Genomic DNA, 24,584 nt, shown 5'->3' with positions numbered 1-24,584 from the left:
CATACGCGACAAACGGGAGGAAGCGGGATTTTCCCCGCCTCCTCCCGTTTTGCACCTTTTCAGATCGCACCTTTTCAGGGCGTACCTTTTCGCATTGCCGTCCCCTACCGCATCAGGGCGTAGCGCTCGACGGGCGCGAAGGCGTCGGTGAACGCCGGGACCGAGGCCTCGAAGTGCTCGAGCCACTGATGCTCCAGCAGACTCACGACGGCGAGCTCCGGGACCGGCGGAACGGCGGGCAGCTCCCGGGACCGAAAGGCCACGATCATCAGGTTCTGCCGGGACAGCGCATACTTGGGGTCCGAGGCGGACGCCGGGAAGATCAGGAGCCTTGGGAATACCGACTCGAGCGCCGCGTAGATCCCGTGGAACACCCCGCTGCGGGGCCCCTGGAGCGAGGCGATGACGTTGACGATCAGCACCCCGTCCGGGCTCAGCAGATCGTGCATGCGCTGCGCGGCCTCCACCGTCGCCAGGTGGAAGGGGATGGAGTACCACGACCCGAAGACGTCCATGAAGACGGCGTCGTAGGAGCCCCGACGCCCGGGGTCCCGCGCCTCCCGGTTCAGGAACGCCCGCGCATCCTCGTGAAAGATGCGCAGGCGCGGGTCCTCCGGGATGGAGAAATACTGCCGCGCCGCCTCCGTGATGCCGGGGTCCAGCTCGACGACGTCGAACGAGACCCCGGGACGCTCCGCCAGGACGTGGCGGGGCACACAGTAGCCTCCGCCGCCCAGCATCAGGATATTCTTCGTGTCGGGCTTGAAGTGAAAGGCGAGGTCGTAGAACTTCGTGTAGTCGCTCACGAGCTCGTTGGGATCGTCCGTGTACATCAGGGACTGTGCGCCCTGCGGGTCCGTCATCAGAATCCGGACGCGCCGCCCGTCCGCCTGATTGCTCTCCACGATGGAGATGTGGTTGTAGAGCGTCTCGATATGCACGCCCACGGGCATCATCGGCAGCCCCCCCGTCTTCGCGGCCACGGCAGCGGCCGCGAGCAGGCACAGGACCAGGAGAGTGCCCTTCCAAACCGGCAGGCGGAGCAGCAGGGCCAGAACGGCCAGGACGGTCGCCAGCATCAGGAGGATGACCCCCGACGGAGCGAGGGAGATCAGGATGAACCCTCCCAGAAAGGTCCCCAGAATGCTGCCCGCGGACGAGAGCGCCGAGAAGCGCCCCACCGTCCCCCCCGAGGTGCCGACGTCGTCCATCGCGAGGCGGATGACGAAGGGGGAGACCATGCCCAGGAGCAGGCTCGGGAGCGCGAAGATCAGCAGGGCCGCGAGGACCACGGCCAGATAAAGGTTCAGGTTCAGCCCGCCGAGGAACGAGAGCACCGCGTTGCCCGCCCACGCCAGGCAGCCCGTGCAGACCGCCGACAGGAGGACGATCCGGGCCAGCACGCGGCGTTCCGGGCGGCGGTCCGCCAGAAGCCCTCCCGCCCAGTTGCCCGCACAGAGGCTCGCCATGACGACCCCGATCAGGGCCGTCCACACGACCAGGGACGTCCCAAAAAAGGGCGCGACGAGACGCGACCCCGTCATCTCCAGAATCATAACGCACGCGCCGCACAGGAAGGACGTGGCCTCCAGCAGTCCGAAGCCCCGGCGCGCAGGACGGGGCGGTTCCGCGGTCCCGATCCTTTCCGCGGTAAAGGGGAACGCCTCCTCCTTCCGTTTCGCGCCCTCGTCCACGGACGGATGCCGCCCGGTGGATTTCCGATTTTTAGCTCCCATGAACGATCAAACCCATCATCGCAACAGTCAGCACCTCTCGAAGAAACGGCAAAAAGCCGTTGAACCGAAAAGTTCCCCCAAAACCCCCGCACCCCGGCGGGACACGCCACCCATTCTACCAGAGTCGGGGGGAGGCGTTCCTTAGGGAAGCGTTGGAGATTTTTACCCGAAATTTACTCTTGATAAATAGGCCTTTTCATTCTCAAGCGGCGTTTCCTTCGAGAAGGCTCAGCGCGTCCAGGTCTCCGGCACGAACAGGAGAATCACGGCGAAGAGCTCCAGCCGTCCGGCCAGCATGCAGAACGAGAGGATCCACTTGACTCCCTCGGGCAGCCAGGAAAAGTTCTCCACCGGCCCCAGCGAGGCGAGCCCCGGCCCCACGTTGCCGAGGCAGGCGACGACCCCGGACAGGGAGGCCACGAAGTCCAGCCTGGGGTGTCCGAAAGCGGTCAGCACGAGGGTGGAGAGGACCAGGATGGCGATGTAGAGCATGAAGAAGGCCGTGACGGAGCTCAGGGACCGTATCGAGACCACCCGGCCGTTGACCCGCGTATTGACGATCGCCCTGGGATGCAGCAGGCTGCGGACCTCGGCGCGGATCTGCCGCCCCAGCAGCAGGAAGCGCACGACCTTGCATCCTCCGCCGGTGGAGCCCGCACAGGCCCCGACGATCATCAGCAGAAGCAGAAGAAAACGGGCGAACTCCGGCCACAGGTCGTAGTTCGTCGTAACGAACCCCGTGGTGGTCATCAGGCTCACGACGTGAAAGGCCGCAGCGCGCAAAGCCGGCTCCACCCGATCGAAGAGGTCTTGGCGAAGCAGAAAAAACGCGATGGCGACCGAGGCCGCAACGGTCAGGACGGAGTAGCAACGCAGCTCCTCGTCCCGAAGGGCCCCGCGAAAGCGCCCCGTGAGCATCAAAAAATGCAGGGAGAAGTTGATCCCGGAGACGAACATGAAGACGGTGATCACCCACTCGACGTAGGCGCTGTGGAAATGTCCCACCGAGGCGTTCTTCGTCGAAAACCCCCCCGTGGCGATGGTGGAGAAGCTGTGGTTCAGGGCATCGAAGAACCCCATGCCCCCGGCGGTCAGAAAGGCCGTCTCCAGTGCGGTCAGCAGGACGTAGACGCCCCAGAGGTAGAGGGCCGTCTGCTGGACCCTCGGGGTGATCTTCTCGGGCGTCGGGCCGGGAACCTCCGCCTTGTAGAGCTCCATCCCCCCGACCCCGAGGAAGGGGAGCACGGCGAGGCTCAGGACGATGATCCCCATCCCGCCTATCCAGTGCGTCAGGCTGCGCCAGAGGAGGAGCCCACGGGGAAGCCCCTCGATGTCCGTCAGGATGGTGGCCCCGGTCGTGGTGAACCCCGACATGGTCTCGAAGAAGGCGTCCGCGTAGGTCGACGCGGCGCCCGAGAACAGATAGGGCAGGGCCCCGACGGCCGAGGCGATCACCCAGGAGAACCCCACGACGGCGATGGCCTCGTGGATGCCCAGCTGCTGATAGTCGGTCCCGCGCTTTCCGGCCAGAAAGAAGCCGAGGCTGATCAGCAGGCCGACGGCGAGGGAGGCGAGGAAGGCGAGCCGGCCCGCGGCCCCGTCACAGACCGCCAAGGCCAGGGGGAAGATCATAAAGAGGGAGACGATGAGGGAGATGAGCGAGAGCACCCGAAGGACGACGCCCAGCCTCATGACCGCTCCCCGTCGGCCCCGCCGAACAGCTCCATCGCCTCGCGCATGAGGGACGTGGAGGCGAACAGGATGAGATGGTCGCCGGCCTGAAGCCGCGTGGCCCCGTTCGGGACCACCACCTTCTCCTTCCTGCCCAGCAGCGCCACCAGGACCCCCTTCGGCAGCTTCAGCTCCGCAAGCGGGATGTCCGTCAGGCCGTGCTCCGCGGGCAGGACGATCTCCAGCATCTCCGCGTCGATCTTCTCGATGATGGACAGGGCCCGGGCGTGCCCGGGGTAGCGGATGGTCCTCAGGATCATCGCGGCCAGCGCCTCGTTGGAGTCCACCACGGCATCGACGGGCATGTGGTTCGGCATGTCCCGATAGAGATGCCGCCGCACGACCGCGATGCTCTTGCGCGCCCCCATGGACTTGGCGATGGCGGCGTAGACCAGGTTGACCTCGTCGGAGTCCGTGGCGCAGACGTAGCCGTCCGCCTCCTCGATGCCCTCCTCCAGCAGGAGCGCCCGGTCGGCCCCGTCCCCGTTCAGGACCAGAGCCTCGCCCAGCTCCCCGGCCAGCTTTTCACACTGATGCGGGTCGTGGTCGATCAGACGGATCCTGACGTTGCCGTACTCCTTCTGGATCCTCTGGACGACCTGATAGCCCAGCTTGCCCCCGCCCACCACGAACACCTTGCGCAGGGGCCGGGTGCTCCTGAGCTGAAAGAGCCTCTCCAGCATCCAGACCTGTTCCCGGTAGGAGACGACGTAGCAGAGGTCCCCGGCCTTCAGTACCGTGTCGCCGTCCGGTACGATATTCTCGCCCTCCGACCGCTCCCCCTCCGAGCGCTCCACGTAGACCACGATCGCCACCAGGTCCGGATGGTCCCTGCGAATCTCCTTGAGGGAGAGATTCACCAGAGGGGAGCCCTCCGCAATGCGGAAGGCGTAGATGGCCGCGCGGCCGCCCAGCAGCTCCGCCGTCCGCACGGCCGTGCTGACGGACAGAAGCTCCAGTATCTCCCGCGCGACGGACCGCTCGGGCGAGAGCATGAGGTCGATGCCCAGGTCCCGCCCCCAGGTCGGGGAGTCCGTGAACTCGAGCCCCCGCACCCGGGAGATGACCCTGCGGACCCCCGCATGACGCGCGATCCAGCAGGAGAGCATGTTGACCTCGTCCCGATCCGTGCAGGCCACGAGAAGGTCGACCGTGCAGCCCTCCCGGACCCCGGCGTCGTAGAGCACCTGGGGCCGTGCCCCGTTGCCGCAGACGACGCGGACGTCCAGCTCCTCCGCCACGTGCTCCGCATGCTCCTCGTTCTGCTCCACCAGGTTGATGTCGTGCCCCTCCGCGGCCAGGGTGGCGGCGACGCTGCGCCCGACCTCCCCGGCTCCGACGATGACGATATTCATGAGCGGTGCGGCTCCCAAACGCAGGAAAATGTGGTCAGGGACCGGCCGCTCCCGCGGGCCGCGCCGGCGATCTCGTAGACGAACGTCCGCGCCTCGCCGGAGCGGGGCCCCTTAAGCTCGCGGGCCCGGACCGTCAGGACGTCGCCCAATTTGGCGCTTGCGCGGAACGAGGCGGAGATCGACCTCGGGCCCCAGGCCATGAGGTCGATCGGGGTCGCCTCGAAGACCCACTCGAAGTAGACAGCGTTGTTGACGTGCCCATTGGCATCCAGGTCGTGAAACCGGACCGGATAGACGGTCTCATGAATCTCCCCGGCATCGCCGAGCTCGGAAAAGTCGGGGATGTCGCGGAAGTCGGGATCGATCGGCTCCGTGTCGCGGTCCAGGAACCCGGGGAGATATGCCGCCGGACGCACGGGCCGGCCGGCGGCCAGGTCCAGCAGGAGCCAGGAGGTCTTGGCCCAGACCAGCGGAACCCCCGACGGCGTCTCCACCTGGAAGACGCGCAGGGTATGGTAGCCGTGATTCATATCGTGAAAGGTTTTGATGACGAAGCGCTCATCCATCTCCGGCAGGCGCCGCAGCAGTTCCACCTCGTAGCGGAGCAGCACCCAGGCGTAGCCGCGGGCCAGCACCTGTGTGGGGCCGCCCTCCAGTCCGGTCGCCGCCAAGCTGGCTGTATCCTGCAGATGGTTCAGCAGCCCATGCAGCTTCAGCTCGCCGTGACAGGACGCGTCGGACGGCAGAACCGTCAATTCCCGGACGTACATCGTTCAGCGTTCCTCCTTACCCAATCCATACTTTCCGTTTTCCGAAAAGCCCTCTTTCGCACCATGATATCATTAACTTCCCGACATACGAACCGGCTCCGCCTCGAGGGGTGCGTTCCGACGCCCGTTCGGATTTATCCACACCATTTCCGGGGTTTACCTGTGGATAAGTGTATAATTGGGCTGAACGAGCTCCAATCAGGAGACTCTTTGTGGACGAACCTGTGCACCTCATGAGGAAAAAACGAAAGACGCCGTTCCGGACCGGACGGCCGGGAGAAAACCGGTATTTTGCGGCCTGCCGCAACGGGGGACAGACTCCATTGCAGGGGTGAAACGGATTGCAGAAGGACATGAGGGAACTGAAGGAACTATGGGACGGAATCGTCCAGGGCGCCGTTCTGCCGGAGGGCGCGGTCTCGCTGTGGCTGACCACGTGCGTGCCCGTGGCCCTGGAGGAGGACGAGCTGGTGGTCGATACGTCGAATCCCTTCACGCAGGAGTACATCGCCAAGAACTTTCTGGGCGAGCTGAACCGTTCCGCTCGAGCCGGCGGAGCGGTCAGGGGCATCCGCCTCAGGGCCAGCGTCCACCCCGAGGGGGAGGACAAGAAGCGGGAGTGGGTGGCCCGCGCCGAGGAGGCCAGCCGGCCGGAGCCGAACCGGGCCAACCTGAACCCGAACTACACCTTCTCCACCTTCGTCGTGGGCAAGTCCAACCGCCTCGCCCACGCGGCCAGCCTGGCCGTCGCGGAGATGCCGGGAAAGGCGTACAACCCGCTCTTCATCTGGGGCGGGGTCGGCCTCGGCAAGACGCACCTGATGCACGCCATCTGCCACTACGCGCTCTCGCGCTCGCACGGGCTGAGGGCGCTCTACCTCAGTGCGGAGAAGTTCCTGAACGAGTTCGTCCAGGCCATCGGCTCCTCGAAGATGCCCCAGTTCAAGGAACGCTACCGCAACGTGGACATCCTGCTGATCGACGACATCCAGTTTCTCGGCAACAAGGGCCAGAGCCAGGAGGAGTTCTTCCACACCTTCAACACCCTTCACGAGGGCAACAAGCAGGTCGTCATCTGTTCGGACCGCCAGCCCTCCGAGCTCCAGAACATCGAGGACCGGCTGATCAGCCGCTTCGCCTGGGGGCTGGTGACGGACATCCAGCCGCCGGACCTGGAGACCCGCATCGCCATCCTCCAGAAAAAGGCGCTGTCCCGGGAGTACGAGATGCCCGACGAGGTCATCCACTTCCTGGCCCAGCACATCCCCAGCAACATCCGGGAGCTGGAGGGGGCCCTCAATCGCGTCATCGCATGCGCGGAGCTCTCCGGGGAGGCCGTCACGATCGAGAAGACCTCCGTCTGGCTCAAGGACATCCTCCGCATGGACCTGAAGGGCCCCGTGACGATCGAGAGCATCCAGGCCGTCGTGGCCGAGAACTTCGGCATGAACCCGGACGACCTCACCGGATCCAAGCGCACGGCGGAGATCGCCCTGGCCCGCCAGATCGCCATGTACCTCTGCCGCGAACTCACGGACATCAGCCTTCAGCGGATCGGGCACGCCTTCCGCAAGAAGGACCACACGACCGTCATCCACGCTCAGAGGAAGATCGAGCAGCTCGTCAAGTCCGACCCGGACGTGAAACGGGCTGTGGACAACATACGGAACAAGTTGTGAAGGCGTATGGGGACGGCCGACAGTTTTCCACAACCCTCCCCGGAAAACCGCGAAAGCGTACACGGAATCCACAGGTCCTCCACGGCGGATCCACCGCCGGCCCACACCGCCCGAAAAGCGCGGGCGACGGACGGCGGACAGGATATCCACAACCTTGTTCAACACTACTACTGCTGTCTCTACTCTAAAAAAAAGAACACGAGGACAACTGTCCACAAGGAGGTTCTTCACAGCCCCCTCGACGGAACCCGGGACAGAAAAGCGCACGGAAGGGAACGGTGAACACGATGAAGATAGAGCTCGACCGCCTGGAGTTCCTGAAGGCCTGGCAGATGACCGAGCGCTCCAGCAGCACCAAAAGCACCATCAGCGCCGTAAGCGGCATTCTGATCACGGCCTCCGAGGAAGAGACGTACCTGGAGGCCACGGACTTCAAGACCGCGATACGCTGCTCGGCTCAGGGCGTCCGTACCGTCACCGCGGGTTCGGCGGTCCTGCCGGTCCGAATCTTCGGGGAATTTCTCAAAAAAACGCCCCACGACAAGGTCTCACTGGAGATCGACGACGAGAGGGGCACGCTCTCCGCGGGGAGGAACCGGACCCGCTTCGCCACCTGGCCGGTCTCGGAATTCCCCAACATCCCCCGAAGCGACGGGGCGGACCCCCTGTGCACCATCGTCGCGGCGGATCTCGCCCGGGCCATCTCCGAGGGCTCCGTCGCCAGCTCGACGCCCGCGGACTTTCCGAAGTACCTGGGCGCCTGTCTGCTGAAGGCCCAGAGGGACTTTCTGAAGATCGTGGCGACGGACGGAAAGCGGCTCTCCCTCTCCCAGTGTCCCTGCGAAGCCGGGGCGGAGGTCGACCTGCTGCTTCCCATTCCGGCCCTCAAGGAGCTGGTGCGCCTTCTGATGGGAAACGCGCCGGAGTCCCGGATAGACGTCCTGTACGATGGCTCCACCGTCTGGTTCCGTCTGGAGGGCCTGGAGTTCTCGGCGCGCCGCGTGGAGTCCTCCTTCCCGAACTACGAGAAGATCCTCACGCCCGGGGCCTCCACGACCCTCAGAATCCAGCGCGACGAGCTGCTGCCCGCACTGGAGCGCATCGACATCATGGTCCGCAACACCCTGACCCGCCTCGTGGTGTTTCACCTCTCGCCCGGCGGGGAATTCCGCCTGACCGGCAGGGCGCCGGAGCTGGGGACCACCACGGAGGTCCTGGACTCGAACATCGACGGCGACCCCCTTCGGGTCGGATTCAACGTCGGGTTCCTTCAGGACGGCCTGAAGGCGCTCGGCAGCGGGGAGATCCGCATGGACTTCAACGGCGGGGAGGGACAGACCCGGCTGCTTCGGGAGGGCTCGGAGGATTTTCTGTACATGCTCATGCCGACCCGCCTGAGCCCCCAGGACCTCATGGAGGACGAGGAGGCCGAAGCCGGGCCCGGCCAGGAACCCCTCCAGGCCCTGGCCGAACTCGCCTCTGAACCCGACAGGAGCCCTGAGGAGGAAGGGGAACCATTCTGAGAGAAGCCGCCCGATTTTTTCCTTTTTGTCTTCCTCTCTCCCGTTTTTCTCCCATTGAGGCTCGTCTTTCTCCCCTCGGGGCCTCGAGATGAGGTTTCAGAGCACCGCCCTCAGGGGGTATCGAAACCTCGGGTCCGTGCGCCGCACGGACTGGGGGCCGGGCTTGAACCTCATCCTGGGCCCGAACGGCGCCGGAAAGACGAACCTTCTGGAGTCCCTGAACGTCCTGTCCGGGTGGGGGACGTTCTCGGGGAGGGTGAGTTCGGCCGTGGCCTGGGACTCGCCGGACGGGCGGGCGCTTCTGGCCGCGAGGACCTCCGGGGAGCGGGACATCGAGGTCTCGGCGCTCCTCTCGTCCCGCATGACCCTGAAGGCGGACGGAGAGCGGATCAGCGGGTCGGACCTCCGGGCGCGCCTTCCCTCCCTCTCCTTCCTGCCCACGGATATCGACCTGATCGACGGCCCGTCCTCCGTCCGGCGCCGTTTTCTCGATCGGCTCTGCGCCCTCTGCATCCCCTCCTATGCGCGCCGGCTCTCGGAGTATCGCCAGCTCGTCCGCCATCGCGTCGCCCTTCTACGGCAGGGCCGTTCTCCCGCGAGGACGACCCCGCCCTTTGTTCGTCTGGGAGGATGGATCCTGGAGAGCCGAAGGCGGGTGCTCGATCGGATGCTGGAGGGCCTGAGGACCGAGCCGGACTTTTCCCCCCTTTCCCTCCCCTTTCCCTTCGTCCTAAGGGTCGAGCCCGAGATCCCGGGGAGCGGCTCCGACTTTCTGCTCGCGGCGCTGGAGGCGACGGCGGAGCGGGAGGCGCGTGCCTGTCGTCCGCTCGCCGGGCCGCACCGGGACGATCTGGTCGTATCGTGTCTCGGGCGGCCCGCCTCCGCCGCCCTCAGCCGCGGGCAGAAGCGGCGGCTGGTCGTTTCCCTGATCCTGATGGCGGGGCGCTTCGTCGGGACGTATCTCCGGGCCCGGCCGGTCCTGCTTCTCGACGACCTTGGGGCGGAGCTGGATGCGGCGGGAAGGCGCGAGGCGGGGTCCGCCCTCCTGGGCACGGGCTGGCAGGTGTTCGTGACGGGGACGGAGAACCCCTTTCCGGAGGTCCCGGCCCAAATCTACGGCCTGGATCGCTAATTTTTTTCTTGAGGGTCGAGGGCGTCGGGGAACACGTTCCCCGACTGGGGGACGGGGGCAAAGCCCCCGTTGTCGTTTGTATTGTGAGGTGATCTCCCGTGTTCCAGGACCGGTATGATGTCGTCGTGATCGGCGGAGGGCATGCGGGGTGCGAGGCGGCTCTGGCGGCCGCCCGGATGGGGCGCCGCACTTTGCTTCTGACCCTCGGGGTGGACGCCACGGCGCTGATGCCCTGCAATCCCTCGATCGGCGGTCCGGCAAAGGGGCACCTGGTCCGGGAGGTCAGCGCCCTGGGGGGGGAGCAGGCCCGTGCTGCGGATGCCTCCACCCTGATGATCCGCTGGCTGAACACCTCGAAGGGCGTCGCCGTCCGGGCGCTGCGCGCGCAGTGCGACCCGGCGCGGTACGCGGCCCATTATCGGGGCCTGCTCTACACCTGCAGGAACCTCGACCTGCATCAGGACGAGGCCGTGGAGCTGTCGATCGACGGCTCCCGGGTCCGGGGGGTCCTCACCCGTCATGGCTCGCGCTACGAGGCCCGTGCGGTCGTCCTCTGTTCGGGGACGTACCTCGGCGGACGGGTTTACGTGGGGGAGGCCTCCTTTCCCTCGGGCCCCATGGGACAGGCGCCGGCCGAGCGCCTGCTCGATTCCCTGGCGGCCCTGGGCCTGAGGCTGGGGTACATGAGGACGGACACGCCGCCGCGCCTGAACCTCGACACCCTCGACCTCTCCTCGGCGGCGCCGCAGCGGTCGGAGGAGGAGCCGCTCTGCTTCGACATCTGGGGCGAAAAGCGCGTCTACCGGTCGGACTACGCCTGCTGGTTTGCCCGGACGACGGAGCGTACCCACGAGATCCTGGAGCGCAGCATCCACCGTTCCCCCCTCGTCACGGGGGGGATGGACGCCCTCGGGCCGCGCTACTGTCCCTCCATCGAGGACAAGTTTCTGCGCTTCCCGGACAGAAGGACCCATCCCATCGTCTTCGAGCCCGTGTCGGCCGACTCGAAGGAGGTCTATGTTCAGAACTTCTCCACCAGCCTGCCCTACGACGTCCAGGTCGAGATGGTGCGTTCCCTTCCGGGGTGCGCGGAGGCCAAGATCATCCGGCCCGGATATGGGATCCATTATGCGTATCTAACGCCTGATCAACTTTCACCTTCATTGGAGAACCGCGAGCTCCGGGGGTTTTTCTGCGCCGGTCAGATCAACGGGACCTCGGGCTACGAGGAGGCTGCGGCTCAGGGGCTCCTGGCGGGGATCAACGCGGCCCTGTCGGTGAGGGGCGAGCCGCCGCTCGTTCTGAGCCGGTCGGACGGGTACCTTGGGGTTCTGGCAGACGATCTGACGACGAAGAGCACGGACGAGCCCTACAGGATGCTGACCAGCCGCTGCGAGCATCGTTTGCTGATGCGGCACGACAACGCCGCGCGCCGTCTCTCCCCGCTGGCGCATCGTCTCGGGCTGCTGAGCCCGGAACGCTGGGCCGGGCTGGAGCGGCGGTGGGAGCGCGAGGACCGCGAGGTTGCCCGGCTGGAATCGATCCGCATCGTGCCCTCGGAGGAGACGGACCGCCTCTGCGAGGCGTCTGGGGCCGAGCCGCCGAAGGAATCGCTGACGGCCGCGGCGTTCCTGCGGCATCGCGGGGCGACGTACCCCCTGGTCGAAAAGCTGATCGGGGAGCCGGGTCCACAGGGATCGGCCCTGGAGCCCGACTCGGCTTTTTATGTGGAGACGAGCCTGCGTTATGCGGGCTATCTGGAGAAGGAGGCCCGGCTGGCCGAACGCATGGCCGGGCTGGACGGCGTGCTCGTCCCGGACGGGTTCGACTACATCGCCGTGAAGGGGCTTTCCTCGGAGGGGCGTCAAAAGCTCCTGCGCTTCCGGCCCCGGTCGCTCGGGGCGGCCCTGAGGATATCCGGGGTCACGCCCGCCGACGTCCAGCTCCTCTCCGTCGTCGTCAGGCGGATGGGCGGGAACTCCGCGGACGGGGGGGAAGCGCGATGAAGGGGCCCGCGGGAGAAAACGTCCAAAACGCGATTCGAGCGGGGCGCGGGCGCCTGGAACGGGTGACGTCCCTGAAGGAGCTTCTGGAGGGGATGGTCCCCGGGCGGAACGAGCGGATCGAACGGCTGGAGGATGTAACGAGGAACTGGTCGGCGGTCGTCGGGCCCGTCCGAGCCCGTCTCTCGGCCCCCTACGAGCTGGAGGACGGAGAACTGCGGATTGCCGCGGCGACGCCCCATGCCGCCCAGCAGATCGTCAATATGAAGGGCAACATCCTCCGCATCCTGAAGGGCCGCTGGAACCTGGACGTCGAGAGGATCCGGGTCACCCTCGGGCCGCCGACCCCGAGGCCCCGGCCCACACAGGATGCTCCGCGACGCCGGCACGCGCGCGTCGTGCTTCCGCAGGAGGAGGTCGAGGAGCTCAGGAGGGCCTGCCCCGAGACGCTGTCCGACGAGGCTGCGGAAGGGCTGGCCCGCCTCCGCGCCTACTTCGCCCGCCGCTTCCCCCGCGCGTGATGAAGAAACGAAAGACGGGATCTCGGGACTCCGTCCCGAACCCTGCCATAAGCAGACCGCCAACGAGCGAAAGCGAGTTGTGCAGGTCGCTTAGGGGCTTCATCAAGGGACGAGTCCCTTGGAACCCCTAACCGTTCCCATAGGGGAACGGTTGAGAGGGGCGCCGGGGAACACGTTTCCCGGCCGGGGGCGAATCTGCTTTGTGCCCTCACATCCAGGGGAGGGTGTCGGGGTTCTCGTCGTGATGAAGGAAGTACTCCATGCAGTGGACGAGGGCGCGTTCGCCCCCGAGCGAGCCGCTCTTGGAGATCATGGGAAGCCTGTCGAAGGGCCCTCCGGACAGGCTCAGGAGCGTGATCCCCTCCTGGATCTCCCGTTCCAGGGCCACGTTCTCCGCCTTGACCCTCTGGGCGATGCGCACGGCGCAGTCCCCGCCGGTGACGCACAGTCCTCCGATCTTCGTGCGTCCCATGATCTCGCGGACCGTGTCCGCCATCAGGTCCATGAACCCTTCGATGTCCCCGTTCGGGTATTCGCCGCGCACGAAACGTTTTTCCTCCGTCGTCGCGATGAGCAGAATGGACTGTCCGCAGCGGAGCAGCGGCTCCGCCTCGTCCGCCGCCTTGACGAGGGCCTCCGCGGCCCGGTCGGTCCCAATCCCTGCGGCCGAGACGCCGACGGTCTGGACGAATCCATTCTCCAGCAGCTGGCGCGCTTGGCGCACGCTTCGCGGATGGGCCGTCCCGACGACGAAGACGAAGGGTTTCGGGGCCGTGGCCAGGGCCTCGGCGAGCCCGACGGACCCCACCCAGAGCACCTCTTTGGCGGGCCGGGCCTTCAGAACGCCCCGCACGATCATCCGGAGGTCCTCGTCGTTCTCGGCGTCGAAGCAATAGCATCCCTCCTTGGCGACGATCTCCGCCGTCCGGCCCGATCGGATCTGGTCGGCCGGGATCTCGGTGGGATTCAATCCCGCCTGGGCAAGAAGGGCGACGGTCGCGGCCGAGCTGGCGGATTGCGAGGTCGTCACGGTAAGGGACGACATCCGCTCGTGCTTGTCCAGGTAGACGGTCCCCTCCTCGATGGCCCGGCGGCTGCGGGAGAAGGCGGACACGACGATGATGGTGTCGAACCCCATCTCACGGGCCAGGGCCTGTACCTCGGGTCCGACGTTGCCCCGGAGGCCCGGCTCGATGCGCTTGAAGAAGACAGTGCTGTCCTTCCAGGGCATCAGGTCGCGTGCGACGTTCTCAAGCTTGCCGCCGGCGCGTTCCGGAGAAGAAAAAAAGGTCTCGGTATCGACGGCGACGACGGAGTATTTCCTGAGGGACCCCAGAGAACCCGAATCCAGGGTCACGGCGGTGCGGTAACCCCCGTTCATGAACTTTGCCGCGGTCTCCACGGCCCCGGTATAATCGTCGGCGACAACCACGTAATCGAACATGCTGCGACTCCTCCTCAAAACGGCTTGAAAAATACGGTCTGAAAGTTTTTGGCCGGACGGCGGTCCCACGGATATTTTAAGCCTCCCCGGCCGTCCCGGAAACCCTTGCAAAATGCCCTTGTCGGAAGGTGCATTGTATCACGAGCGTTTGAACAGCGCGGCGAGGATGTTCGCGACCTCCCTCCCCCGCTCCGGGGCGGGCCTCTCGTCCGGCAGCGGGAGGGTGTCCGGCGCAACCTCGAGGGCCGTACAGATCCGGCCCAGGAGTTCCGGGTGCCGTTCCGAGGGAAGGAACCCCAGAAAGTTCATCATGAAGTTCCTCAGGACCGCGCGCTGATCCTCCTGAAGCCAGAAGCACAGCACCTCGCCCCAGGATTCGGGCGTCGAGGGGTTGGGGATCAGAAGGTCCGCCAGGGCGGCAAGCCGGGCGTGGTCCTCCGGGGAGAGGGCGAAGTACTCGTCCAGGCGAAGCCTCAGGGCCTCGAACCGGGCGAAGTCCTCGGGTCCCGTCAGGGAACAGGCGAACTCCAGCAGAAGTTCGGACGCGCAGTAGTCCGCGGAGAGCCGCGCGCCCATTTCCATGGGCACGAGGAGGACGGGGTCGCCCCAATGGTAATCCTTCCCCGCGATGCCGAGGTTCGGAAGGATCCCATAGCCCTCCACCCGGGCGGTCTCCACGATTCTTTTCCTGTCCGATCCCCTGGGTTTGGAGTCCGGTTCGCTGCAGGGGATCCCCATCAGGTCCGCCAGGGCGGCGAGCGTCGTCCGGGTGGGGCCGGCCGGCTGCGACACGGGGTCGGCCTCTCCTCGAAGGCGAAGGACGAAGCCCTCCAGATCGGGACGGTCGGTCAGCTCCTTCGCCTCCCGCTCGGCGGCGGTCTGGGAGACCTCCCGCATCAGATCCCTCCAGACCGCGATCAGGGGGACAAAGGCTTCGAGCTTCTCGAAGAAGTTGGGAAGCTCCAGAACCCCGCCGGAGGCGTTCTTCTCGGAGGCCAGCGAGGGATTGGTCGGGACGTAGGCCAGAAAAACGGAGGTCCTGGGACGGGAGAGCACTAGCCCCCCCCTGCAGGCGCTTCGATACCGGGGGGAGAACTGTTCGAACAGGGCCTCCGAATGGAACATGGGGGAAGGGACAAAGCCGCCTTTTTCCGGGTCGTCGGCGGATGCGGCGTTCAGGGTTCGGGAGGAGCGCATCAGGGTGAAGGCCACGATGGCGGGCAGGGGCAGCCCGGAGCCGGCATAGGGTCCGAGCAGCATGCCGAGCAGCTCGTCGGGGACGACGGCCAAGGTCTTACAGAAGGCGAGAAGGTCCTCCTCGGGCAGCCAGAGCTTCACGGCCATCCAGGTGACGAAGCGAACCAGGCTGTCCTTGAGGCTTTCCCAACGGAGAAGCGGCATCAGGCGAAAGGCCTCGCCGATGCAGATTCCCAGGTCCAGACGGTCGACCAGGACGCGGCGCTCGAGGCCGAAGAGCCACAGGGCCGGGTAACAGACATGCTGGGGAGGCTGGATGCGCCCCCCTGCCAGCCATGTCAGGTAAATTCCGCGCTGGAGCGGCGTCATGGCCTCGTAGGAGACGGCGCCGTCGGCCGGAAGCGGCGTCTCCTCGTCCGGGTACTCGACGGGCAGGGTGATGTCGATGCAGCAGGGCTCCGATGTGGTGCTGGAGCCGTCGGACCAGTAGGTGACGGGCCCGAGGATAACGAAATCCCCGATCTGGAGTGAGCCCGTCTTTCCGCACCAGCGTAGAAGCAGAGGAGCGGCTCCCGGCTTCTTTCGTTCCTGAGGGGCGCCGTAGGAGTAGGGCGAATCCCCGCCCAAGGCCGTTGGGGCCGCGGAGGAGTACGTCGCGCTCGCCACGGCGCTTGGAGAGCTGATCGGGGCCGCAGCCAGAACCGGGGTGAGGGGGTCGATCTCCTCCTGGATAGCCGGTAGGCCCGCCTGTCCTTCGATCCGCTCCTCCGAGGGGGCCGAAGAGGCGGGACGTTCGTCCCTTTCGCCTATGGAGGCCGGCCTTTCCTCGGAGGATCCGGCGATGACGAGGCGATCGGGCTCCTCCAGGGGAAGCGGGACGGCCTGCGGCGCCCTTTCGTCGGACTCGCTGAGGGTGGGCTGTGCCGGCGCCTCGTTGGGGAGGGCATGCCTCGCCTGCTGCTTGAGCAGGGCCCCGACGGCCACGACAACGACAATCCCGATCATGAGAAAAAGCACGAATCCGCCTCCCTTTTGTCGTTGGGGAGCGCTGCCGTACCGGCGAAGCGAAAGTGCGGTTCTCCCCCTTCGGTTTCCCGGGTCCCCGTCCGAAAAACATGACCTCCGCCGTCCAGGGGTCCCCCTGCAGGGAGGCGCGTTTTGCCCCGTGCTTCGCGGCCCCGGCAGCCGTTTTTCATTATATACGTTCCCCGGCCTTTTTGCCGTTTGAGGCGGAAAATGAGGCCGTTCCGGAAAGTCGGCCGGAGGGTATAATCTTGCCCGGATTCCAAAAAAATCGCGAGCTCCGGTCCTCGAAGAAAGGAAATCCGAAGAGGAGAGAGCCGGGAGGAAAGACGTTTTTTCGAGAAGGGAGGTGTGTTTCGTTGAGCTGTCTCGCCACATTCAAGACGACCAGCATGGCGCTCTTGTTCGAGCGGTCCTGCAGGGAGGCCGGGATCGGGGCACGCATCGCCCCCGTTCCCCGCAAGCTGTCCTCCAGCTGCGGACTGGCCTGCGAGTTCCCCTGTGAGGAGCGGACGAAAGCGGAGGCCCTGGCCGCCGAGCGTAAAATCGAGGTCGCCGCCGTGCACGACCTGGACAAAATTTAAGGGAAGCCCGATGCCCGGGCTTCCCTTTGAGAAAACGGATTTTGAGGTTTGACTCGGATATTTCCGTCAGGCCTTCGGCATAAACCGCCCAAAAATGCCGCCGATGATGCCGCCGATGAGGGCGGTGAAGATCCAGGCGAATCCCTCCGGCCCCAGGGGAATGGAGACCAGCATATCTTTGACTCGGTCGGCGACGGCGCTCACATGCTGCATTCCATAGAGGATGCCCATCAGAAACGCCCCGGCGACGGCTCCGCGGTAGAGTCCGGTGCTGAAACCGAAATCGAAGAGGTTCAGCAGGATCAGGACGATGGCCACGGGATAAAGGGCGTAGAGCACCGGAACGGACAGGGAGATGATGTACTTGACCCCGTAGACGGAGAGCACCGCGCTGACCAGGACGATGATCCAGACCAGGCTCCTGTACGTCACCGCCCTGTTCAGGAGCTTTTCGAAGTACTCGGAGACCGCCGTGGTCAGTCCGATGGCCGTGGTGAGACAGGCGAAGAGGACGGAGATGGACAGGGCGTATCGGCCTAAGTCGCCCCCGATCCTGCCGATGAGCTCGACGGTGATCTTGGTATGGCCCTCAGTGCCCTGGAAGAACCCCGATCCGGTGGCTCCCAGATAGATGAGCCCTCCATAGACGAAGAGGAAGCCCAGCATGGCCACGATGGCGACCTTGACGGCCATGGCCATCCCCTCGCCGGTGTTCCCGTGTCCGCGGCTCATGATGTTGGCCATGATGATCGCCGCGAAGGCCATCGAGGCGAGCGCGTCCATGGTCTGATACCCCTCGGTGAAGCTCATGGCAAAGGCGTTCGGGACGCGGGGGGCGATTGGCTGGCCGACAGGAGCGATGATGCCCTTGACGATGACGAAACCCAGCATGAAGACCAACACGGGCGTGAAGTACTTTCCGATCTGGTCCACGATCTTGGAGGGGTTGAGCGAAAAATGGAGGGTGATGATGAAGAAGACCGCGGAGACGGCGATCGCCTCCCACGAGATTCCCATGATGGGGCTGGCGTGAAGGGGTCCCAGGTAAGGAAGGATGCCGACCTCGAAGGTCGTCGCCGCGGTCCGGGGGATGGCGAACATCGGCCCGATGCAGAGGAGGATGGCGAAGTTGAAGAGCTTGGCGAAGGACAGGCTGACCTTTCCCGCGAATCTGTCGACATCGCCGCCCGCCCTGAATGTGGCGAGCAGACCCAGGAGGGGCATGCCCATGCCCGTGATCGTGAACCCCAAAAGGGCCGCGGGCCAATCGCTGCCCCCCATGATCCCGATATAGGGCGGGAAAATGACGTTGCCTGCGCCAAAGAACATGGCGAACAGGGCGAAACCCATGACGAGAATTTCCTTGTTTTTCGACTGCATGCGCTCACAACTCCTTCGATCCTGTATTTTTTTGAACCCCGGCTCATGAGGGTTCATGGAGCTCGTAAAAACGGGGCGATGCCTGAAAAACACCGAGACGGGCCGACGGAGTGCCGCCAAACAGAGGACGAAACGGGAACGCGGCTGTCGCTCCTGTGCCGATGCCTCGAGAAAAGTACCTAGCATATCATGATATTGAAATACCCTGATTTGTCAAGTTTCTCAACAATCATGAAAAAGAGCGACAAGGAGGGAATAAACAGTGCCAATGGTTATAATGACGCCCCCGGAAAATGGGAGCGATGGGTTCTGCGGTCATCGTTGTCCTGCGCCTCTGCGGGGAACCGCGTTTGCCGTTCGATGCCGCATGGACGGAGTTCCTCAGCCTTGCCGCGGCGCGGACAGGATCTCGACACGGTATTTTTTGAGCAGCCGAACCGGATGATAGGAGAGCTTCGCCTCCCTCAGCCCCGGATTGCCCATGTCCTCCTCGCGGTTCACCCAGGCGTAGTCCGAGCCCTGATTCTGCAGAAAAAGTTGATTCAGGGCCTGGTAGCTTCCGGCGTAATCCTCGAGGGCCTTCTCGAAGCGGATGTCCAGGGTCTTCGCGTCCAGTTCCTCGGCGATCGTGTAGCCGACGGTCGTTCCGTCGGCCCGCAGCAGGGCCCCCAGAAAGGGAAGATCGTCCCACCTCTCGAGGGCGCGCCGGATGGCCCGGTCCTCGTCCTCGAGGGAGAGCGAGGGGTCGGCCTCCCTGCGCCGCAGCCACTCCGCCTGAAAATCCAGGAGCTCGGGAAAATCCTCCGGGAGGAGCGGGACGTATTCCCAGTCGCAGGAGGACTGAAAGGAGCGGACATAGGCCCGTTTCTGGGCGAAGCGGCTTCCCTTCAGGGCGATCAGCTCGGGCACGGAATGAAGATATTCCCATTCGTCCCGATCCTCCGTAACCCGGACCCGGGCGGAGAGGGAATCGGAAAAGCGTTCGACGACGGCCTCCGGCACGTCCAGCAGAACGTCGCCGGGCGCGAAATGTTCCCGAAGGAGGGCGTCCCAGTCCGCGGCGTCCCAGTCCCCTACGGGCGAACAGAACCCCGGCTTGTTTCCGTGTGAGCGCAGCCAGCAGAGCGTATCGTCCCATGCCAGCTCCATGGGGTTCGTGTCCCCCCAGCCCCACAGGGAAAAAAAGGAGTATTCGGCATACTTGACGGAGGTGCGGCCGTATAATTCGCTGTAGGGTACCCGGTCCTCCCAGGTCAACGGTCTGAAAGAGAGCATGTATTCGGTTCCTCTCCGGCCCCTTCGGGCTCCTCCGCCCCGCCCTTGTCCGACGGGGAGACGAAAAAATAAAAAGCGGCTCCATTGAGGGCCGCTTTCCGTAAGCAATCTCCGTATTTGCGGAAAAAAAGAGGCGTTACTTCGCCTTCTTCTTGCCCTTGACGGCCAGGACCTTCTCCTTCAGATCCTTGCCGGGACGGAATACGGGGACCTTCTTGGCGGGAATCTTGACGACCTTGGAAGGATCCTGAGGGTTGCGGCCCTCGCGCGCGGCGCGCTCCTTGACCTCAAAAACGCCGAAGCCGACGAACGTGCACTTCTCCCCTTTTGCCAGGGCTCCCTCGATCGAAGCGAAAACTTCCTCGACGATGGGGGTGACGTCCTTCTTCTTCACAAGCAATTTCTCGGCAATCTGGTCAATAAGCTCGGCTTTTGTCACAACTTACACCTCCATAATAAAGATTTTTCTGCATTCTATCAGCCTTTATGAAATATACAAGCCCCTTTTGGGCAAAAAATAGCGATGTGGACGTCTCTTGAGAGGATTTTTCGCATAAATGAACAATAGTGCCCAGTCCCATTAAGCCTCAAGAATCATGCGGGATTCTGACTTCGGTCACGGGGGTGTTTTTCCACCCCCGACGCCATTCATCGTCCCCTCCTTTTCCTGTGGTGGGCCTTCTGAGTCCGCGCCGTCGGACGAAACCCTCCGCCGGGGACGCCGAAAACCCGGGATGGCCCGGTCAAGCCTCCGTTTTCTCGGTTTTACCGAATTCTACAGGATCAGGGCAATGGCGGGCCGGGGATTTTCGAGCGGCACGCCTTCGCGCTCCCGGACGGACGGTGAGGGGCGAAAAACGGAAAAGCCGATCGCCCGGCGGATATAGGTTAATAAAAATCAATATCTTTATCCTCTCTGAAACGCTTTAAAATTTTTGCTGAAGGACCGTTCATGGGGTCCCGCGAGCTGCCCCCCTTTCCGATATTCCGCAGAAAGGGTATCGGCGCCTCGCTTTGCTCGAGGAGCCTTCTCCGCCCGCTTATGAAGGGGGCTTGCGGCGCTTTGCCTGGCAGGAGCCCCCGGGACTCCAGCCTTTCTTAACCTCCTCCCCTCCTCCATGAGGGCTCTGACAGGGCTGTGATGGATCGGATGCGGCTATGAGCGGGGCGTGCTCGTATGGGACCTTGCCTTTTTCTCATGTGGACCGGGGGGAGATCCTGAGGGCGAGAGCGGGATCCGAGGTATGAAGAACCTTCGGGGAGGAGGTCGGCCTTGGAGAGCAGGCCGCACGCTCCACGATCCGAAGTATGAAGAACTTCCGGGAAGGCTTTGCTTCAGCTCCCGCTCGCCTGTTCGGCCGAGGGATCGGACGGATGGGAGAACAGCTGGTTTCAGGCGGGATTATTTGGTCGGAATATTCCGGGATAAAAGTATATTCTATCTAATGGGTAATTGTGGAGGACATGCGGGGATGAAACGCGATTTTTGGGGTTACCCACAATATACACAGAAGTTGTCCACAAAAGAGGGTTTCATGGAGCTGGAATGTAAGTCGATGAAAGAAGCCGCCTTGAGGGGCATCCGCTTCGCTCTCGTAGATTGTCCAGGGGCGGTACGGCCGGCTTTCAAGCTTCTTTTCTTCGCAAGCTCATCCGCAGGCTGATTTTGGGTCCTTTGCAAGCCGGGTAAGGTTGCAGGGGAAAAACGCCCGGGAAAAAGCCGCCCGAAATGAACATCCACAAACGCACCCAATTGACTCCCCTGCAGCGGAAAGAGATCGATCTCGAGCAGCACAGGGAGCGTGTCCGAGTTGCCTTGCCGGCCGAGAAATATCTGCTCTTCCGTCCGACGATCGATAAGATTCCGTCCCGAGGCCACAAATGTGACTGCTCCGTTCACAATGCCTGTAGCCCATGTTTCCTTTGGCTGGAGTGGAGGCGACTTTCGCCGACTTCATCCGGGAGCTTTACGCTCTTGTTACGCCCGATGGGACGGCGGGTTTCGCCGCGCGTTTTCCGGAAGAGGTGTTGGGGAAATGGGCCTGTACGATAGAGACGGCCCATAGGGATAACGGCAAAGACTTTCAAGGGAATCCAAGGCATCATGCTTTTGCGGAGCTGTCATGAGAAACGGCATTGAGCGGAAGTTCGCGCGCCCGGCACCCCCCAAGAACAAAGGCAAGGGAAATGAGTCCTGCGAACCTCGATGAAGATGTGGATAAAGAGCATTTCGCGTCTTCGGAGACTCGCGGAAAATCACAGGCTCGTTTTGTCAATGGTTACAACTGGTCCCAAATCCGCAGGTTAAAAATCGTGGAATCTCGCCCATACCCACTGCGGGAGAGAGTTTCCCTGTCTCTTCTGTCATTTTACTTTTCACCCATTGGGTGAAAAGTAAAATGACAGACAGGTGCCCAGAGGACTTGTCCTCTGGTGGGGTCTGGGGCGAAGCCCCAGGACCTTACCTGCGGTTTTGGGCTGGTTTAAGCCTTACAAAGCTTTGGGAGTTTTGACCCCTTGGAGAATAGCTCGCTTTTTCTCTCAGGATTTTGTAAACAGCCCTTGACTTCCTGAGACCTGCTCATTCCAAGCCGCCTTCATTCAGGAGAGAAGCCAGGGATAAAGGATAGGGTAAAACGACATCTCCCCGAGGCGAGATGTCGGGCCATCGAGGGCCTTCAAGGATGACTTTCTGTTCCCTGAGTCCCGGACGATTCCCCTTCATGAGGGGATGCGGGGGGACGATGTTGTCGAGGTGGTCCGAAGTAGTCCGGAGTGGTCCGGATTTGAAATGCGCGGGCTGAGCCTCATGGAGTCGAGTATCTCCTCCCCTGATGTTTCACGTGAAACATTGGGGCCTCTGAGGGATCGGAAACGCAATGGATGCTCCTTCAAACGTCCCCCAAACTTCAGGATAAAAGGGATTCGGCGCCAAAAAAAGGAGGGCGCTCGGCAAAACCCTCTCCGAGATCGCCGAGCGCCCTCCTTAGAGAAGCGGAAGCTATTGCTTTTGTGGAACGATGCCGCCCCGATTGTCGAGGATGAAGGACCCGATGAATCCCTGAAGTTTCTCCGCCGTCGAGGCCAGGCTCTGTGCGGCCCCGGCGATGGATTCCGCGGCCTTGGTCGTCTCATGGGCTGCGGTCTGGATCGAATTGGTGGCCTGGACGACATCATGATTGGCGTCCGTGACGTGCTGCACCGCCGACGTCATCTCCTCGGAGGCGGCGGCCTGTTCCTCGGAGATCGCCGCGATGTTCTGAATGGCCTCGTTCAGGCGCGCTATGGCGTCCATGGCGCCATTCAGCCTCTGCTGCGTCGTCTCCGCCGTAGCCGAGGTCTCGACCAGCAGCTTCTCCGTCTCCTCGGTCGCCTCGATGGAGCTCTCGGAGTGCTTCTGAAGGCCCAAGATCAACTTCTCGATCTCCTGTGCCGCATGTCCCGACTCCTCGGCCAGCTTGCGCACCTCCTCCGCGACGACGGCGAACCCTCGCCCGGCGTCCCCGGCTCGCGCGGCCTCGATAGCCGCGTTCAGCGCCAGGAGGTTGGTCTGGTCGGCAATGGAGGTGATCGTGGTCACAAAGGAGGAAATGGCATTGACGGATTGTCCGAGCTCCCGAATCTGGGCGATGCTTTGGCTGGACTTGTCCTTGGCCTCCTTCATCCCCGCGACGACGACCCCGACCTCGTCGACGGCATTCTTGGAGACGTCCGCCACCCGGGAGGCCTGCTCGGCGCTCTCGGTGGCGCTTTGTGCGCTGGACTGGGCGCTGTCGGCAATCTCTCCGATAGAGGCGTGGGTCTGCTCCGTCGCGGAGGAGGCGGAGTTGACGACGCCGTTGACGCGCTCAATGGAAGCGGCAACCTCCTCCATCGAGGCGAGGGTCTCCTCGGAGAGGGCCGCCAGGGTGTCCGCCTGTTTGGAGGTCTCGTCGGCCTCCGTCCGGATGTTGTGGAGCGTCTCGGAGACGGAGGAGAGCATCGCGTTGAGCTCCCGGGACATGACGGCCAGTTCGTCGCGTCCGGATTCGTTGAAACGGACGGTCAGATCTCCCTTGCTCAGGTCGACGGTGGCGGCGCTCATACCCTTGAGAGAGCGGGAAAGGCTGCGCATGATGGCGAAGATGAGGAAGCCGATGACCAGGAACGCTGCTGTGGCGATGACGATGAGAAAGACCGTCAGGCCGCGCACCATGGCCTCGATCACCGAGATCGGGAAGAAGATGATGAAGAAAAAGTCATGGCCGGCGGGGGCGTAGAAAACGCGCCGTCTCTCGCCGTTGTTGACGTAATCGGCAAAGCCCGTCTCCCCGTTGAGGGCCTTTGCCGCAAAGGCGTGAACAGACGCATTGAAATCCCGCCCGCTCAAAAGATTGCCCTTCAAAACATAATTTTTGTCGGTGTAGGCGATGAGGGTGCCGTCCTTCTGCACCAGTGCACCGGATCCCTGTCCGAATACCTTCTGTCCGACCACAAAGGCGCTCAGCTTGTCCAGCTCGACCTCGATGGTCGCCACTCCGATCAGCCTGTTGTCGTCGTCGTAGACGGCCTTGGTCGCCGCGAGCACAAGCTTGCCCGATGCCGCCTCGACGTAGGGCTCCGTAAATTTTGTCGTCCCATGGTCGGCCACGGCCTGCTGATACCAGCCCCGCGTCCGGGCGTCGTATCCTGCGGGAGCCACCCACTTGCCCTCCGAGCTCGCGATGGCAAGCAGCCCCGTGGACTCCAGGGCCAGGTACATGTTCAGGATGTTCTTGTCCTCGGTGTTCTTCAGCATTCTCTCGCAGAGCAACTCGACGTTCTTCGCCCCGAGCTCGGGATTCGCTGCGTCGATGTAGATCTGGCGCATGGCAGCCGCGGCGATGTTCACGGTCATGATGTAACGATCGAGTTGATCTTGGACGATGTTCGCCGCGTTTACGGCAATCTCGGTGCCGGAGCTCTTCAGAAAATTATCGAGCATGGTTCCCGACCGGACATAAGTGATGCCGGTCATCAACAGGATGACCAGAAAAATAACCCCTGCGATCAAACGCAGCTTCCCTCGAATTGTCATCGAAAACCCTCTTTTCATATAGTTGTGGGGAATGTGAAGAGCCCGACTTCTTTATCGATTTGCCTCGCTTTTCAAAGAACACTCCAATGCGTTATCCTGAAAAACCGACTCGAAAACAAAGATGAGACGATAGAACGACAGCGCCGCAGCGGAAACGAGACATCCGTTTCCCGTG

General features: G+C 63.6%; 16 protein-coding genes. 6 read left to right on the top strand and 10 right to left on the bottom strand.

Annotated elements, in window-relative coordinates; translation table 11 throughout:
• Nucleotides 1–104: 104 nt before the first annotated feature.
• The 4 genes from ABLA28_RS00795 to ABLA28_RS00780 all read right to left on the bottom strand — a co-directional run bounded on the left by ABLA28_RS00795 (nt 105) and on the right by ABLA28_RS00780 (nt 5,592).
• Nucleotides 105–1,694 carry a fused MFS/spermidine synthase gene (locus ABLA28_RS00795; protein WP_347712116.1) on the bottom strand — a complete coding sequence of 530 codons (1,590 nt, stop codon included), beginning with the start codon at nt 1,692–1,694 and terminating at the stop codon, nt 105–107.
• A gap of 270 nt (nt 1,695–1,964) precedes the next feature.
• Complete coding sequence (locus ABLA28_RS00790) at nt 1,965–3,428, bottom strand: TrkH family potassium uptake protein (protein WP_347712115.1); 1,464 nt, start codon at nt 3,426–3,428, stop codon at nt 1,965–1,967.
• Nucleotides 3,425–4,822 (bottom strand): Trk system potassium transporter TrkA, encoded by a 1,398-nt coding sequence (gene trkA / locus ABLA28_RS00785; RefSeq protein WP_347712114.1) that lies wholly within the window; start codon nt 4,820–4,822, stop codon nt 3,425–3,427. Before trkA ends, ABLA28_RS00790 begins: the two co-directional genes overlap by 4 nt.
• A complete protein-coding gene (locus tag ABLA28_RS00780) occupies nt 4,819–5,592 on the bottom strand; it encodes an acyl-ACP thioesterase domain-containing protein (protein ID WP_347712113.1) in 774 nt (257 codons plus the stop codon). Before ABLA28_RS00780 ends, trkA begins: the two co-directional genes overlap by 4 nt.
• 353 nt (nt 5,593–5,945) lie before the next feature.
• On the opposite strand from ABLA28_RS00780, the gene dnaA reads away from it, so the two are divergent.
• From dnaA to ABLA28_RS00755, 5 genes are all read left to right on the top strand, one after another.
• Nucleotides 5,946–7,271, top strand: a complete 1,326-nt coding sequence (gene dnaA / locus ABLA28_RS00775) for a chromosomal replication initiator protein DnaA (protein WP_299301281.1) — start codon at nt 5,946–5,948, stop codon at nt 7,269–7,271.
• Between the two features lie 287 nt (nt 7,272–7,558).
• On the top strand, nt 7,559–8,794 hold the full coding sequence (dnaN, locus tag ABLA28_RS00770) for a DNA polymerase III subunit beta (RefSeq protein WP_347712124.1): 1,236 nt from the start codon (nt 7,559–7,561) through the stop codon (nt 8,792–8,794).
• Between the two features lie 88 nt (nt 8,795–8,882).
• Nucleotides 8,883–9,926: a hypothetical protein gene (locus ABLA28_RS00765; protein ID WP_347712112.1), complete on the top strand. Its 1,044-nt coding sequence runs from the start codon at nt 8,883–8,885 to the stop codon at nt 9,924–9,926.
• 98 nt (nt 9,927–10,024) lie between these two features.
• On the top strand, nt 10,025–11,932 hold the full coding sequence (mnmG, locus tag ABLA28_RS00760; RefSeq protein ID WP_347712111.1) for a tRNA uridine-5-carboxymethylaminomethyl(34) synthesis enzyme MnmG: 1,908 nt from the start codon (nt 10,025–10,027) through the stop codon (nt 11,930–11,932).
• On the top strand, nt 11,929–12,450 hold the full coding sequence (locus ABLA28_RS00755; protein WP_347712110.1) for a DciA family protein: 522 nt from the start codon (nt 11,929–11,931) through the stop codon (nt 12,448–12,450). Before mnmG ends, ABLA28_RS00755 begins: the two co-directional genes overlap by 4 nt.
• A gap of 208 nt (nt 12,451–12,658) precedes the next feature.
• Here the strand turns inward: ABLA28_RS00755 and ABLA28_RS00750 are convergent, their stop codons facing one another.
• Together ABLA28_RS00750 and ABLA28_RS00745 are read right to left on the bottom strand one after the other, a co-directional pair.
• Complete coding sequence (locus ABLA28_RS00750; RefSeq protein ID WP_347712109.1) at nt 12,659–13,894, bottom strand: four-carbon acid sugar kinase family protein; 1,236 nt, start codon at nt 13,892–13,894, stop codon at nt 12,659–12,661.
• A gap of 138 nt (nt 13,895–14,032) precedes the next feature.
• Complete coding sequence (locus ABLA28_RS00745; RefSeq protein ID WP_347712108.1) at nt 14,033–16,108, bottom strand: TerB N-terminal domain-containing protein; 2,076 nt, start codon at nt 16,106–16,108, stop codon at nt 14,033–14,035.
• Nucleotides 16,109–16,473: 365 nt separating this feature from the next.
• Here ABLA28_RS00745 and ABLA28_RS00740 point away from each other — a divergent pair, with 365 nt between their 5' ends.
• Nucleotides 16,474–16,698 carry a DUF3343 domain-containing protein gene (locus ABLA28_RS00740; protein WP_314717015.1) on the top strand — a complete coding sequence of 75 codons (225 nt, stop codon included), beginning with the start codon at nt 16,474–16,476 and terminating at the stop codon, nt 16,696–16,698.
• A 66-nt stretch (nt 16,699–16,764) separates the two neighbouring features.
• Here ABLA28_RS00740 and brnQ read toward each other — a convergent pair whose 3' ends face one another.
• The 4 genes from brnQ to ABLA28_RS00720 form a co-directional block, all read right to left on the bottom strand.
• A complete protein-coding gene (gene brnQ / locus ABLA28_RS00735) occupies nt 16,765–18,078 on the bottom strand; it encodes a branched-chain amino acid transport system II carrier protein (protein ID WP_347712107.1) in 1,314 nt (437 codons plus the stop codon).
• Nucleotides 18,079–18,459: 381 nt separating this feature from the next.
• Nucleotides 18,460–19,353, bottom strand: a complete 894-nt coding sequence (locus ABLA28_RS00730) for a phosphatidylglycerol lysyltransferase domain-containing protein (RefSeq protein WP_347712106.1) — start codon at nt 19,351–19,353, stop codon at nt 18,460–18,462.
• A 136-nt stretch (nt 19,354–19,489) separates the two neighbouring features.
• A complete protein-coding gene (locus tag ABLA28_RS00725; RefSeq protein ID WP_299301450.1) occupies nt 19,490–19,792 on the bottom strand; it encodes an HU family DNA-binding protein in 303 nt (100 codons plus the stop codon).
• A 2,562-nt stretch (nt 19,793–22,354) separates the two neighbouring features.
• A complete protein-coding gene (locus ABLA28_RS00720) occupies nt 22,355–24,409 on the bottom strand; it encodes a methyl-accepting chemotaxis protein (protein WP_347712105.1) in 2,055 nt (684 codons plus the stop codon).
• Between the last annotated feature and the right edge of the window lie 175 nt (nt 24,410–24,584).

The sequence above is a fragment of the uncultured Fretibacterium sp. genome (assembly GCF_963544685.1).
Taxonomy (GTDB): Bacteria; Synergistota; Synergistia; order Synergistales; family Aminobacteriaceae; genus CAJPSE01.
Note: the sequence above shows the minus strand (reverse complement) of the source record. Positions and strands in the feature narration are given on the sequence as shown.